At 64.1% G+C, this 13,153-nt stretch carries 11 protein-coding genes; 3 read left to right on the top strand and 8 right to left on the bottom strand.

Going from position 1 to position 13,153, the window contains the following annotated elements; all coding sequences use genetic code 11:
- Window positions 1–85: 85 nt before the first annotated feature.
- Window positions 86–775: an SOS response-associated peptidase gene (locus VI26_RS17835; RefSeq protein WP_048411094.1), complete on the top strand. Its 690-nt coding sequence runs from the start codon at window positions 86–88 to the stop codon at window positions 773–775.
- Between the two features lie 197 nt (window positions 776–972).
- Here VI26_RS17835 and fumC read toward each other — a convergent pair whose 3' ends face one another.
- A complete protein-coding gene (gene fumC / locus VI26_RS17830) occupies window positions 973–2,352 on the bottom strand; it encodes a class II fumarate hydratase (RefSeq protein WP_048411093.1) in 1,380 nt (459 codons plus the stop codon).
- A gap of 180 nt (window positions 2,353–2,532) precedes the next feature.
- Here fumC and acnA point away from each other — a divergent pair, with 180 nt between their 5' ends.
- Complete coding sequence (gene acnA, locus VI26_RS17825; RefSeq protein ID WP_048411092.1) at window positions 2,533–5,205, top strand: aconitate hydratase AcnA; 2,673 nt, start codon at window positions 2,533–2,535, stop codon at window positions 5,203–5,205.
- Between the two features lie 206 nt (window positions 5,206–5,411).
- Here acnA and VI26_RS17820 read toward each other — a convergent pair whose 3' ends face one another.
- A complete protein-coding gene (locus tag VI26_RS17820; RefSeq protein ID WP_048411091.1) occupies window positions 5,412–6,500 on the bottom strand; it encodes a polyamine ABC transporter substrate-binding protein in 1,089 nt (362 codons plus the stop codon).
- 385 nt (window positions 6,501–6,885) lie between these two features.
- Between VI26_RS17820 and VI26_RS17815 the strand changes: the two genes are divergently transcribed.
- Window positions 6,886–8,436, top strand: coding sequence for an APC family permease (locus VI26_RS17815; protein WP_048411090.1), 1,551 nt, complete (start codon window positions 6,886–6,888; stop codon window positions 8,434–8,436).
- A gap of 62 nt (window positions 8,437–8,498) precedes the next feature.
- Here the strand turns inward: VI26_RS17815 and VI26_RS23350 are convergent, their stop codons facing one another.
- The 6 genes from VI26_RS23350 to VI26_RS17785 all read right to left on the bottom strand — a co-directional run bounded on the left by VI26_RS23350 (window position 8,499) and on the right by VI26_RS17785 (window position 13,108).
- Window positions 8,499–10,130 (bottom strand): methyl-accepting chemotaxis protein, encoded by a 1,632-nt coding sequence (locus tag VI26_RS23350; RefSeq protein WP_053074490.1) that lies wholly within the window; start codon window positions 10,128–10,130, stop codon window positions 8,499–8,501.
- A gap of 256 nt (window positions 10,131–10,386) precedes the next feature.
- Window positions 10,387–11,169, bottom strand: a complete 783-nt coding sequence (locus VI26_RS17805; protein WP_019100385.1) for a peptidylprolyl isomerase — start codon at window positions 11,167–11,169, stop codon at window positions 10,387–10,389.
- A 26-nt stretch (window positions 11,170–11,195) separates the two neighbouring features.
- The gene (locus VI26_RS17800) at window positions 11,196–11,984 is read right to left on the bottom strand and encodes a peptidylprolyl isomerase (RefSeq protein ID WP_048411089.1); all 789 of its coding nucleotides are present in this window, start codon (window positions 11,982–11,984) and stop codon (window positions 11,196–11,198) included.
- 25 nt (window positions 11,985–12,009) lie between these two features.
- A complete protein-coding gene (locus VI26_RS17795) occupies window positions 12,010–12,276 on the bottom strand; it encodes a BolA family transcriptional regulator (protein ID WP_048411088.1) in 267 nt (88 codons plus the stop codon).
- On the bottom strand, window positions 12,273–12,575 hold the full coding sequence (locus VI26_RS17790; RefSeq protein ID WP_048411087.1) for a YciI family protein: 303 nt from the start codon (window positions 12,573–12,575) through the stop codon (window positions 12,273–12,275). The genes VI26_RS17795 and VI26_RS17790 overlap by 4 nt, the downstream gene beginning before the upstream one ends.
- A complete protein-coding gene (locus tag VI26_RS17785; protein WP_048411086.1) occupies window positions 12,575–13,108 on the bottom strand; it encodes a septation protein A in 534 nt (177 codons plus the stop codon). The genes VI26_RS17790 and VI26_RS17785 overlap by 1 nt, the downstream gene beginning before the upstream one ends.
- Window positions 13,109–13,153: the final 45 nt, after the last annotated feature.

The following is a 13,153-nucleotide window of genomic DNA, read 5'->3' as shown; positions in this document are numbered from 1 at the left end:
TAGCGGCCTTATGGTGGCCGCTTGGGGCGGGCTTGTCAAACCGCCGCGGCGGGCCGGCCGGCGCAAGATCCGGTAGACTGGACCGATGTGCGTCAATTATCTGTGTCCCCATCCGGATCAACTGCCGCTGTTCGGCGTCGAGGCCGGCGGGCTGGTCTGGCAAGAAGAGGCGTGGCAGGACTACGCCGCGCCCTTCATCGTCGCCGGCCGCCAGGGTTTGGAACTGCGGCTGGGCAATTACGGCCTGGTGCCCAAGCGCCATCAGCCGGAAGGCCTGCGGCTGTCCACCACCAATGCGCGTTCGGAAACCGTGGCCGAGCTGAAAAACTTCCGCTACCCATGGCGCGCCGGCCAGCGCTGCCTGGTGCCGATGCGAGCCTTCTTCGAACCCTCGTATGAAAGCGGCCGCGCGCTGCGCTGGCGCATCGGCCTGGCCGACGACGCGCCGTTCGCGGTGGCCGGCTTGTGGCGCGCGTGGTCGGAGCCGGACGGCTCGATCAGCCACGCTTTCACCCAATTGACGGTCAACGCCGAGGCGCATGCGCTGATGCGCCGCACCCATAAGCCGGAGGACGAGAAGCGTTCGCTGGTGATCGTGCGGCCGCAGGACTACCAGGCCTGGTTGACGGCGCGGCGGCCGGAGGAGGCGCAGCGCTTGCTGCGGCTGTATCCGGCGGAGGAGATGCGGGTGGAGGACGCGCCGCTGGCGCCGCGCCAGGGCGCGTCCAAGCCGGCGCCGCAGCTGCTGCCGCGAACCCTGGGTTTGTTCGACTGAGCGACTGCCGCCTGTTCATGCTCTTCGCCGCGAGCATCCGCGAGGAAGAGCGTGAACCGGCTTTTAGTACGTGCTTACGATCTCGCGAGCAAGAGCGAGACAAGGCGAAAACGGCTGAGAAAGCGGAATGTACACACGGTACATGAGCATTTCGAAGTCGTTTTCAACGCCGTATCGCCGAAGCACAGCAGAGGTTCTTAGATCATCGCCTTCGGATCCACCCACTGATCAAACTGCTCCGCCGTCACATAGCCCAGCTCCAGCGCCGCCTGCTTGAGGGTGCCGCCGTTGGCGTGGGCCAGCTTGGCGATGGCGGCGGCCTTGTCGTAGCCGATGTGAGGGTTGAGCGCGGTGACCAGCATCAGCGATTGCTCCAGCAGTTGCTCGATGCGCGCGCGGTTGGCCTGCATGCCATGCACGCAATGATGGTTGAGGCTGTCCATGCCGTCGGCGAGCAGGCGCGCGCTTTGCTGGAAATTGTGCGCGATCAGCGGCTTGAACACGTTCAGCTCGAAATTGCCGGAGGCGGCGCCGATGGACAGCGCCACGTCGTTGCCCAGCACTTGGCAGCACAGCATGGTCATCGCCTCGCACTGGGTGGGGTTGACCTTGCCCGGCATGATGGAGCTGCCCGGCTCGTTTTCCGGGATCAGCAGTTCGCCCAGGCCGCTGCGCGGGCCGGAGGCCAGCCAGCGGATGTCGTTGGCGATCTTGATCAGCACCGTGGCCAGTTGCTTGAGCGCGCCATGGGCGTGCACCAGCGCATCGTGGCCGGCCAGCGCGGCGAACTTGTTGCCGGCGCTGGCGAAGGGCAGGCCGCAGGCGTGATTGAGTTCCGCGGCCACGCGGGCGCCGAACTCCGGATGGGTGTTGAGGCCGGTGCCGACGGCGGTGCCGCCGACCGCCAATTGATAGAGGCCTGGCAGCGCGGCGCGGATGGCGTGTTCGGCTTGTTCCAACTGGTCCACCCAGCCGGACAGCTCCTGGCCCAGGGTCAGCGGCGTCGCGTCCTGCAAATGGGTGCGGCCGATCTTGACGATGTCGGCGAAGGCGGCCACTTTGTCCAGCAGCGCGGCGCGCAGCCGGCCCAGCGCCGGCAGCAGCTTGTCGTGCACCGCGCGCGCGGCGGCGACATGCATGGCGGTGGGGAAGATGTCGTTGGAGGATTGGCCGCAGTTCACATCGTCATTGGGGTGGACGCGCCGGCTCGGACCGCGCTCGCCGCCCAGCAATTCGGACGCGCGATTGGCCAGCACTTCGTTCATATTCATATTGCTCTGGGTGCCGGAGCCGGTTTGCCATACCGATAGCGGGAAGGCGTCCGGATGCTTGCCGGCCAGCACTTCGTCGGCGGCGAGGACGATGGCGTCGGCTTTCTCCGCCGGCAGCGTGCCCAGTTCGCGGTTGGCCAGCGCGGCGGCGCGCTTGACCTGGGCCAGCGTCAGGATCAGTTCCAGCGGCAGGGTTTCGCTGGAGATGGCGAAGTGGCCGAGTGAGCGCTGGGTCTGCGCGCCCCATAGCGCGTTGGCGGGGACTTCGATGTCGCCGAAGGAATCGTGTTCTATTCTGTGTGTCATGGCATGCCTTTCGCACGGGAATGAGGTTTCGATTGTATGCTAAATGCAAGTTCAGGGCTGAACCATTGACCTGTTTTCCGGTCTGACCTCTTGGCGGAGCGCCTCAGGGCTGAGCACTTTAGCGGCGTTCCCTTATGTTTTCGTCCTTGCTTGCATCTTGGCTTTCAACAGGAGTCCTTCATGTCGCTTCGTTCCGAATCCACTTTGCGTTCCTTTACCCTGGCGTCGGGCCAGTCCTGTCAATTCCATTCGCTGCCGGCGCTGGCGGAGCTGGGGGTTGGCGATGTCGGCCGGCTGCCGGTGTCGCTGCGCATCGTGCTGGAGTCCTTGCTGCGCCATCTGGACGGCCAGCGCGTGACCGACGCGCATGTGCGCCAGCTGGCCGGCTGGCAGCCGCGCGCGGCGCGCAGCGAGGAAATCCCCTTCGTGGTGGCGCGCATCGTGCTGCAGGATTTCACCGGGGTGCCGCTGCTGTGCGATCTGGCGGCGATGCGTTCGGTGGCCGAGCGCGCCGGCAAGCCGCCCAAGCGCATCGAACCGCTGGTGCCGGTGGACCTGGTGGTGGATCACTCGGTGCAGATCGACCACTTCCGCGAAAACAATGCCTTGGACCTTAACATGAAACTGGAATTCCGCCGCAACGCGGAGCGCTACCGTTTCATCAAATGGGGGATGCAGGCCTTCGACACCTTCAAGGTGGTGCCGCCGGGCATAGGCATCGTGCACCAGGTGAACCTGGAGTATCTGGCGCGCGGGGTGCTGAGCAAGGATGGGGTGTATTACCCGGACAGCCTGGTGGGCACGGATTCGCACACCACCATGATCAACGCTCTGGGCGTGGTGGGCTGGGGCGTGGGCGGCATCGAGGCGGAAGCCGGCATGCTGGGCCAGCCGGTGTATTTCCTGACGCCGGACGTGGTGGGCGTGCATTTGAAGGGCAGGCTGGGCGAGGGCGTGACCGCCACCGATCTGGTGCTGACCGTGACCGAAATGCTGCGCAAGGCGCAGGTGGTGGGCAAGTTCGTGGAGTTCCACGGCGAAGGCGCGGCCTCGCTGACCTTGCAGGACCGCGCGACGCTGGCGAACATGGCGCCGGAATACGGCGCCACCATGGGCTTCTTCCCGCCGGACGAGCAGACCGCCGCCTATCTGACCGCCACCGGCCGCAGCGAGGCGGAGGTGGATGCGTTCCGCCGCTATTTCCAGGCGCAGCAGATGTTCGGCATGCCGCAGGCGGGCGAGATCGATTACAGCAGCGTGCTGGAGCTGGACCTGGCCACGGTCGCGCCCAGCGTGGCCGGCCCGCGCCGGCCGCAGGACCGCATCGCGCTGCCGGATTTGAAAAACCGCTTCAACGAGCTCTTGCATCAGCCGGCCAAGGCCGGCGGCTACGGCAAGGAGGGCGCCGGCGGTTTCAGCGGCAAGCTGCGTCACGGCTCGGTGCTGATCGCGGCGATCACCTCCTGCACCAATACCTCCAACCCCGGCGTGATGCTGGCCGCCGGCCTGCTGGCGCAGAAGGCGGTGGCGCGCGGCCTGAGCGTGGCCGGCCATATCAAGACTTCGCTGGCGCCGGGTTCGCGGGTGGTGACCGATTACCTGGGCAAGGCGCATTTGCTGGGACCGCTGGAGCAGCTGGGTTTCCGCGTCGCCGCCTATGGCTGCACCACTTGCATCGGCAATGCCGGCCCGCTGGAGCCGCAGCTGGAAAGCGAGGTCAGCGGCCAGGATCTGATCTGCGCGTCGGTGTTGTCCGGCAACCGCAACTTCGAGGCGCGCATTCATCCGGCGATCAAGGCCAACTTCCTGATGAGCCCGCCGCTGGTGGTGGCCTTCGCCATCGCCGGCCGGGTGGATATCGATCTGGAACATGAGCCGCTGGGCGTCGGCGTGGACGGCAAGCCGGTGTATCTGCGCGATGTCTGGCCCAGCCAGCAGGAGGTGGGCGCCGCCTTGCTGCAAGCGACGGACGCGGCCACTTACCGTCGCTTGTATCAGGATTTCGCCAGCGGCAACCCGCTGTGGAACGATATCGCCGCCAGCGTGGGCGAGGTTTACGGCTGGGAGCCGTCCAGCTATATCGCTGAGCCGCCGTTCTTCCAGGATTTCGCGATGCAGCCGACGCCGCAGCCGCCGATCCGCGGCGCGCGCGCCTTGGCGATCTTCGGCGACTCGGTGACCACCGACCACATCAGCCCGGCCGGCTCGATCAAGCCGAGTTCGCCGGCCGGCCTGTATCTGCAGGCGCAGGGCATCACGCCCGGCGATTTCAATAGCTACGGCTCGCGTCGCGGCCATCACGAGGTGATGATGCGCGGCACTTTCGCCAATGTGCGCATCCGCAACCTGATGTTGGCGCCGGACGCAGACGGCAAGCCGGTGGAGGGCGGCCTGACCCTGCTGCAGCCGGACGGCGAGCAGATGTCGATTTACGATGCGGCGATGGCCTATGTGCGCGCTGGCACGCCGACGCTGATCTTCGCCGGCGAGGAGTACGGCACCGGCTCCAGCCGCGACTGGGCGGCCAAGGGCACGCGGCTGCTGGGGGTGAGGGCGGTGGTGGCCAAGAGCTTCGAGCGCATCCACCGTTCCAATCTGGTGGGCATGGGGGTGTTGCCGCTGCAGTTCCTGGACGGCGACAGCGCCGCCGGCCTCAAGGGCGACGAGACCTTCGAGCTGCGCGGGCTGGAGGACGGCATCGCGCCGCAGCAGCGGGTGCGCCTGCTGATCCGCGACGCCGCCGGCGGCGAGCGCGAGCTGCCCTTGTTGCTGCGCATCGACACGCCGGTGGAGGTGGATTACTACCAACACGGCGGCATCCTGCCCTATGTGTTGCGCCAGTTGTTGAGCTGAAGCGCCGCGTTTGAATCGTTCCCAATGACCAACAGCCGCTTATCGCGGCTGTTGGTCATTGGCGCGGCGGGCTTAGAAGCTTGTTTACGATCCGCTGCGCGTCGGCGCTACGGCGTTGAGACCGAGCTCAAAATGCTGATGTACCATTTGTACATTCCGCTTTTTCTCTCGTTTTCGCCTTAGCTCGCGAGATCGTAAACACCTTCTTAGCTGCGGCCCAGCTTGAAGTTCTGCCACAGCCGGCCGTAGATGCGCAGCGTATCCTGGCCGACGCTTCTCTGGATGAAGCTGTTTTTCAGGTCTTCGGCATTGGGGAAGATGGAGCGTTCATTCAGATACTGCTTGCCGACGAATTGCCGCGCCGGCAGGCTGCCCGGCGCGAAGGTCACGGTATTGGCGTTGTCCGCGGCGATCTTGGGATCCAGGCTGTAGTTGATGAAGGCCAGCGCGTTGGCGGTGTTCTTGGCGTCCTTGGGGATGGTCATGCTGTCCACCCAGATGGCCACGCCCTGTTTGGGCATCAGCGGAACCACCTTGACGCCGTTCTTGGAGTCGGCGGCGCGGCGCTTGGCGATATTGAGGTCGCCGCCATAGCCCATGGCCAGGCAGACTTCGCCGCTGGCCATGTCGTTGATGTAGCCGGAGGAGGAGAAGCGGGTGACGCTGGCGCGGATGGCGTTGAGCTGCGGCATGATGGCGCGGTAGTCGGCTTCCTTGGTGCTGCCCGGGTCCTTGCCGAAGTAGTGCAGCGCCATCGGGAAGAATTCGGATGGGGAATCCAGGACGCTGACGCCGCAGGACTTGAGCTTGGACACGTATTCCGGCTTGAACAGCAGGTCCCATTCATTGGCCGGCAGCTTGCCGCCCAGCGCTTTCTTGACCTTTTCCTCATTGATGCCCAGGGTGATCACGCCCCAGAAATACGGCACCGCGTATTTATTGCCGGGGTCGGACACTTCCATCATTTTCAGCAGCGCCGGGTCGATGTTCTTGTAATTGGGGATCTTGCTTTTGTCCAGCGGCTGAAACAGCCCGGCCTTGATGCCCAGGCCCAGCACATTATTGGACGGCACCACCAGGTCGAAGCCGGAGCGGCCGGTCATCAGCTTGGCGTTCAGGGTTTCCATGCTGTCGTAGACGCTGTAATTGACCTTGATGCCGGTTTGCTTGCTGAAGGCCGGCACGGTGGTGGGGGCGATGTAGTCGGACCAGTTGTAGACATTGACGGTATTGGCCTGAGCGAGGCCGGCGCCGGTCAGGCCGAGCGCGAGCAGAGCGTGCTTCCAGGTGTTCATGTTCTCTTCCTTCTCTCTCTCTTTGCATGGCTCTCTTAGGAGCCTGTTTTCAAATCGGTATCGCCGCAGATCGTGAACAGGTTCTGTGCGGCGGCGCGGCGGCCGGGTGGGCCCGGCTCTACGCAAGGCGCGGGACGCAGCTTGCCGAACCAGCATATCGTCCTGTAGTGGTGCCGTCTATTATTTTTGCCATTTGATGTTTTTGTGTTAATTATCTGCATACTCCATGCAACCACGCCTGACGCGCGCGGTCCTGCCATAAGCGGGACCGGCCGGCGGACACGGCGGGACGCGCGCATTCGCGGCGGCATTCGCATGCCGGCGCGGACACATAACAAGGCGAGGGCCGACGTTGCGACGCGGTCCCGGACAAAGGAGATGCACCATGCGTAATGTTGACAACGCGCTGCCGGCCCCGGACGGGGGAGGACTCAGCGCCAAGGGTTTGCCCGCCGGCTCCATCGGCATTCTCGGCCTGGTGGTGATCGGCATTTCGGTGTGCGCGCCGGCGTACACGCTGACCGCCTCGCTGGGGCCGGCGGCCACCCAGGTGGGCAAGCAGATGCCGGCGGTGTTTTTCGTCAGCTTCATTCCGATGTTGCTGGTGGCGATAGGCTACCGCGAGCTGAACCGCGAGATGCCGGACGCCGGAACCTCCTTCACCTGGGCCACGCGCGCGTTTGGGCCGTGGATAGGCTGGATCGCCGGCTGGGGGCTGGTGGTGTCCACGGTGCTGGTGCTGTCCAATACCGCCGCGGTGGCGATGGATTTCATGTATCTGGCCTTGGGCCAGGCGCTGGGGCGGCCGGACATCGCGGCCCTGCCTGACAACACGGCGGTGAACATCGTCTCCTGCCTCGGCTTCATGGCGGTGGCCACCTGGATTTCCTGCCGTGGCCTGCAATCCACCAAGCGGGTGCAATATGTGTTGGTGTCGTTTCAGGTGTTGGTGCTGGCCTGGTTCGCTTGGGCGGCGTTCAGCGCCGCCGCCGACGGCGGCCATCCGTATTCCATACCGGTGGAGTGGAGCTGGTTCAATCCCTTCGCGGTGGAGAGCTTTTCCCAATTCGCCGCCGGGGTGGCGGTGTCCATCTTCGCCTATTGGGGCTGGGATACGGTGGTGACCATCAGCGAGGAAACCACGGGCGACAAACGCGCCAATCTGTCCGGCAAGGCCGCCACGCTGGTGATGGTGCTGCTGGTGGGCTCTTATGTGCTGATCAGCGCGGCGGTGGTGTCCTTCGCCGGCGTGGGCACCGACGCCACGGGCCTCGCCAATCCGGCCATCGCGGCCAATGTGTTCACCGCGCTGGCCGGGCCGGTGATGGGGCCGGCGGCCATCTTGCTGTCGCTGGCGGTGATGTCCAGCTCCGCCGCGTCCTTGCAATCCACCTTTATGTCGCCCGCGCGCACCATGCTGGCTATGGGCCATTATCAAGCGCTGCCGGCCAAGTACGCGGTGGTGGAGTCCCGCTTCAAGGCGCCGGCTTACGCCACCGTGGTGTCCGCGCTGGTGGCCTCTGTGTTTTACGCGGTGATGCGGGTGGTCAGCGAGAACGTACTGTCCGATACCATTACCGCTCTGGGCATGATGGTGTGCTTTTATTACGGCCTGACGGCCTTTGCCTGCGTCTGGTATTTCCGCAAACAGGCGCTGACCTCAGCGCGCCATTTCCTGCTGCGCGGCCTGTGCCCGGGCTTGGGCGGCATCCTGTTGTTCGTCGCGCTGATCCGCACCACGCTGGACAGCATGGACCCGGCCTTCGGCAGCGGTTCGCATATCGGCGGCCTGGGTCTGGTGTTCATCCTGGGGGTGACGGTGGCCGTGGTCGGCTTGTTGCTGATGCTGTACATGTACCGCCAGCACCCGGCCTTTTTCCGCGGCGAGGTGTTGAAGAAGGGGACGCCGGTGTTCAGCTTCGACGAAAAGATCTGAGCGCGCGCAAATGAAAAGCCGCCCGGGAGGGCGGCTTTGATGTTTGACTAGCGGCTGGCGGCTCAGATGCGGAAGAAACGCACCGCCTGATGCAGGTTCTGGGCGATGTCCGACATCGAGCGCGAGCTGTCCGCCACATTGCTGACGATGGCGGTATTTTCCTCGGCCATCTGCGCCACTTTTTCCATGTTCTGCGCGATCTCGGTGCTGGCCAGCTTCTGTTCCTGCACCGCGCTGACGATGGTGCCGGTGCTGTCGGTGGACTTGGCCACCGCTTGTTCGCCTTCCTGCAAGGCGTTTTCCACGGTGGAGACAAAGGACTGGCTGCTGCTGAGAGAAGCAAGGCTGGTGGTGATGGCGTCTTCCAGCTCCACCGACTGGGTGCCCAGCACATGGGTGACCTGGTCGATTTCCTTGGCGGACTCGGCCGAGCGTTCCGCCAGCACGCGCACTTCGTCGGCCACCACCGCGAAGCCGCGGCCCAGTTCGCCGGCGCGCGCGGCCTCGATGGCGGCGTTCAGCGCCAGCAGATTGGTCTGGTCGGCGATGTCGCGCACCTGGCTGGTCATGCTGGTGATCTTGCGGGTGTTGGCGACGAAGTTCTTCACCGCGTCGGCGATGCCGTTGACCGCTTTCTCGACATTGTCGACTTCCTTGATCAGCAGGCTGAGCTGGGCGGTGCCGTTCTTGGCGGTGACCAGGCTGGTCTGCGCGTGCTCGCGTACTTCCTGGGCGGCCTCGGCCACGTGGCTGATGCTGACGGTGAGCTGTTCCACCGCGGCGGCGGAGCTGGCGGCAGCCTGGCTTTGCTGGTGCGAGGCGGTCAGCACCTGCTCGGCGGATTCGGACAGATGGCCGGCCACGCTATTGGCTTCTTCCGCGCCTTGCTGCACATTGCCGATGGCTTTCACCAGCTGCTCGCGCATATCGGCCAGCGCGGCGATCACCTGGGCCGGTTCGTCCTTGCCGTCCGGCGTCAACTCAATGCGCAGATTGCCGGCGGCCACTTCGCGAGCGGCCTCCACCGCGCTGTTCAGCGGGCGGGTGATGGAGCGGGTCAGCAGCCAGCCTATCAGCGCGGCCGCGGCCAGGCAGATGGCGGTGATGGTTAGCGCGGTGGCGCGCACCGCGGTGGCGCTGGTTTCCGCGTCCTTGCGGCTGTCTTGGGCGCGGTCGGCTAGCGCCTTGCTGAGGGCTTCCACCTTTTGTTCCAACTGGTGGATCAGCGGGCGGTGCTCCCCAACCATGAAGGCTTCTGCCTCCTTGTTCTGGTTGGCCATCGCCAGCGCCATCAACTTTTTAGTGGGCGCGTCCAGTGCTTCCTGGGCCTGGCCCACGTCTTTGAGCAGGGCGGCGGTGGCCGGTATTGGCGGAAACTTGGCGAAGTGGTCTTCCAGCGCCTTTTCCGCGTTGTTGAAGGCCTTGATGGTTTGGTCGGTCTGCGCCTTGATCTCGGCCATCTTGGCCGGATCGGTTTCAATGATTAGATCGCGCGCGCCGATGCGTTGCTGCTGCAGGTGGTGGTCCAGCTGAGCGACTATCAGCAAGGATTCCAGCCGGTTGTCGGTAATGTCCTCCATGCCGTCGCTGATGGAGGAGAGTCCGTTGAGCATGACCACACTCATGATCAGCACCAGGGCGATCAGCGCGCCGAAGGCGAGGGCGAGTCTTTGTCCAATGCGCAGGTTTTTCATCAGTTTGTCCCGTGGTGACTTTATTGTGGTACTTCCAATTTAATATATTTATGAAGTGATCAAAAAGTGAATAATTACTTATAGGACAGCGGATAAAACTTTTGGAGACGTTTTTGCGACCTTGCGGAAAAACCATGGGCATGAGGCGGTGCGACGGCAAGGCGGGCAGGGGCGCGGCCTGGCGGCGTCGCTTATGCGAGAGGTATGAAAAAAGCGGACCGGGGTCCGCTTGGTCTGCTTTGCCACGGCGCGCGGCTTACTTCTGGATTTGCGCCTTGGCTTTGAGCTCGGCGATCAGCTTTTCCACGCGGCCGCCCATGATGCGCTGGGTCAGTTGCGGGCGGATGTCGTCCAGCGCCGGTACATTGCGTTGCACGCGGGCGTCGTCCAGCTTGATCACGTGCCAGCCGAACTCGGTTTTCACCGGTTTGGCGGTCACTTCGCCCTTGGACAGCTTGGTCATGGCTTCGGAGAACGGCGCTACGAAGGTGCCGGCTTCCTGCCAGTCCAGATCGCCGCCCTTGTCTTTGCTGCCCGGATCCTGCGATTTTTCCTTGGCCAGCTTGTCGAAGGACTTGCCTTTCTTCAGCGCGTCGATCACCGCCTTGGCTTCGGCTTCGGTTTTCACCAGGATATGGCGAGCGTGGTATTGCTTGGTTTCCGGCACGCTGGCCACTAGCTTGTCGTATTCGGCTTTCAGGTCGGCGTCGCTGACCGGATTGGACTTTTCATAGTCCTTGATCAGGCGGTTGGCCAGCGCCATTGCTTGCATATTGGCCAGTTCGGCGGCGAATTCCGGCGACTTGTCCAGACCCTTCTTCACGGCTTCCTGGCGCAGCACTTCGGCGGTGACCAGTTGATCCTTGACCATGTCGCGCGCTTGCGGGTTGGCCGGCTGGCCTTGGGCTTCCATCATCTTGACCACGGCGTCGATGCGAGCGTCGGAGATGGCCTGGCCGTTGACGACCGGGCCGGCAACCACGATGGCGCTGCCGGCGAAGGCGGCGACGAGGGCGCTGGTCAGCAGGAGTTTACGCATATTCTTAGGTGTCCTGAAGGTTTGGTTTATTGGATCTTGGCCTTGGCGCGCAGGTCTTCCACTGCCTTGGCTATGGCTTCTTCTTGCAGTTGGCGGCCGATTTGCGGCTTGGCCTCATCCAGCGACGGAAGCTTGGCGTCACGAATGTCTTCCACCTTGAACACATGCCAGCCCAGCGGGGACTGGTAGGGCTTGCCGCTGGTCTGACCCTTGCGGATGTCCTTCAGCGCGGCGGCCAGCGGCGGATCCATGCGGTTGAGGTTGCCCCAGCCCATTTCGCCGTTGCTCTGCTTGGCGTTGGGGTCGATGGAACGGGTGCGCACCAGGTCGTCGAACTTGGCGCCTTTTTTCAGGTCGGCAATCACTTTTTGCGCGTCGGCCTCGCTCTTCAGCGTGATCTGGCGCGCGTGGATTTCCTTGCTGCCGGATTGCTGGGCGGCCAGCTTGTCGTAGACGTCCTTGATCTGGGCGTCGGTCACCGGCGCCTGTTTGGCGATGTCGGCGAACAGCGCTTCGCGCAGCATTTCATTGCGGATGTCGTCCAGGCGCTGGGCGAACAGCGGCTGCTTGTCCAGCTGGCGCTTGCGCGCTTCCTGCAGAATCACTTCGCGGGTGATCAGCGAGTTCTTCAGCTGCTCGCGCAGTTCCGGATTGTCCTGGGCCTTGCCGCCGCTGCTTTGCACCACGTTGGCGACGGCGGTGTCCAGTTCTTTCTTGTCGATGGCGGCGCCGTTGACCACGGCGATGGATTCCGCGGCGGCGGGCAGGGCGATGCTGGTGGCCAGCACGACGGCGGCGATGCGGGAAAGCTTCATGGGGTTGTCCTTCTTTGGAATCAAGTCAGATTTCTTCAGGCGTGAACGCTTTGATGGCCAGCGCGTGCACCTTGGTTTGCATCAAGCTGCCCAGGGCCTCATAGATCAGCCGGTGGCGATGCACGCGGCCCAATCCTTGAAAGCGGGCGCTGACAATGGTTAGCGTGTAATGTCCGCCGCCGTCGCGCGCGCCGGCGTGGCCGGCGTGCAGCGCGCTGTCGTCCTGGATGTCCAGGTGTTCCGGCTCCAGCGCCTGCAAGGCGGCGTTCAAGAGTTCAAGCGTGCTGCTCATTGCGGAAACGCCTTGAGAAAGGGTTTGACGCTGACGCTGGCGTAGACGCCGGCCGCGATATAGGGGTCGGCGTCGGCCCAGGCCTGGGCGGCGTCCAGCGATTCGAACTCGGCGACGATCAGGCTGCCGCTGAAGCCGGCGGGGCCGGGATTGGCGCTGTCTATGGCCGGACAGGGGCCGGCCAGCACCAGGCGGCCTGCATCCTGCAGCGACTGCAGCCGCGCCAGATGCGCGGGCCGCGCTGCCAGCCGGCGCGGCAGCGAGTCGGCGGTGTCCTGGCCGATGATGGCGTAAAGCATTATTTCTTTTCCTCAATGTATTTGGCGAGGAACAGGCTTTGTGCGATGACGAAGGCCAGCATCAGGCCCAGGCCGCCAAACAGTTTGAAATTGACCCAGACGTCTTCGCTGAAACGGTAGGCGACGAACAGATTGAGCGCGCCCATGAAGGCGAAGAAGCCGGTCCAGGCCCAGGTCAGCTTGCGCCATACCGGCGCCGGCAGCTGCAGCTGCTGACCCATCATCAGTTTCAGGCCGTTCTTGCCGAGGAAGTCGCTGATCAGCAGGCCGGCGCCCATCACCCAGTACAGCACCGTGGGCTTCCACATGATGAAGTGCTTGTCGTGCAGCAGCAGGGTGGCGCCGCCCAGCACCACGATCAGGCCCAGGCTGACCCATTGCATGGTGTCCACCTTGCGGTGGCGCAGCCAGGTCCAGCCCACCAGCAAGGTGGTGGCGGCGATGGCGACGCCGGTGGCGATGAACATGTCGCGGCTCAGCCAGTAGGTGGCGAAGAACAGGATGACGGGGAACAGGTCGGTGAAGAATTTCATGCGAACGATTATGAGGGCGGCCCGGCCGATATTCAAGCCGGGCAA

The organism is Chromobacterium sp. LK1, assembly GCF_001043555.1.
In the GTDB taxonomy this organism is placed as follows: Bacteria; Pseudomonadota; Gammaproteobacteria; order Burkholderiales; family Chromobacteriaceae; genus Chromobacterium; species Chromobacterium aquaticum.
The sequence above is the reverse complement of the archived record's forward strand: the minus strand, read 5'-3'. Positions and strand labels throughout refer to the sequence as shown.

What these genes read in the sequence shown, in the direction of transcription:
- VI26_RS17820 (WP_048411091.1), bottom strand. Translation starts at nt 6,500, where the DNA reads ATGAACACCTGGAAGCACGCTCTGCTCGCGCTCGGCCTGACCGGCGCC.
- VI26_RS17795 (WP_048411088.1), bottom strand. Translation starts at nt 12,276, where the DNA reads ATGAGCAGCACGCTTGAACTCTTGAACGCCGCCTTGCAGGCGCTGGAG.
- VI26_RS17835 (WP_048411094.1), top strand. Translation starts at nt 86, where the DNA reads ATGTGCGTCAATTATCTGTGTCCCCATCCGGATCAACTGCCGCTGTTC.
- fumC (WP_048411093.1), bottom strand. Translation starts at nt 2,352, where the DNA reads ATGACACACAGAATAGAACACGATTCCTTCGGCGACATCGAAGTCCCC.
- acnA (WP_048411092.1), top strand. Translation starts at nt 2,533, where the DNA reads ATGTCGCTTCGTTCCGAATCCACTTTGCGTTCCTTTACCCTGGCGTCG.
- VI26_RS17815 (WP_048411090.1), top strand. Translation starts at nt 6,886, where the DNA reads ATGCGTAATGTTGACAACGCGCTGCCGGCCCCGGACGGGGGAGGACTC.
- VI26_RS17785 (WP_048411086.1), bottom strand. Translation starts at nt 13,108, where the DNA reads ATGAAATTCTTCACCGACCTGTTCCCCGTCATCCTGTTCTTCGCCACC.
- VI26_RS17805 (WP_019100385.1), bottom strand. Translation starts at nt 11,169, where the DNA reads ATGCGTAAACTCCTGCTGACCAGCGCCCTCGTCGCCGCCTTCGCCGGC.
- VI26_RS23350 (WP_053074490.1), bottom strand. Translation starts at nt 10,130, where the DNA reads ATGAAAAACCTGCGCATTGGACAAAGACTCGCCCTCGCCTTCGGCGCG.
- VI26_RS17800 (WP_048411089.1), bottom strand. Translation starts at nt 11,984, where the DNA reads ATGAAGCTTTCCCGCATCGCCGCCGTCGTGCTGGCCACCAGCATCGCC.
- VI26_RS17790 (WP_048411087.1), bottom strand. Translation starts at nt 12,575, where the DNA reads ATGCTTTACGCCATCATCGGCCAGGACACCGCCGACTCGCTGCCGCGC.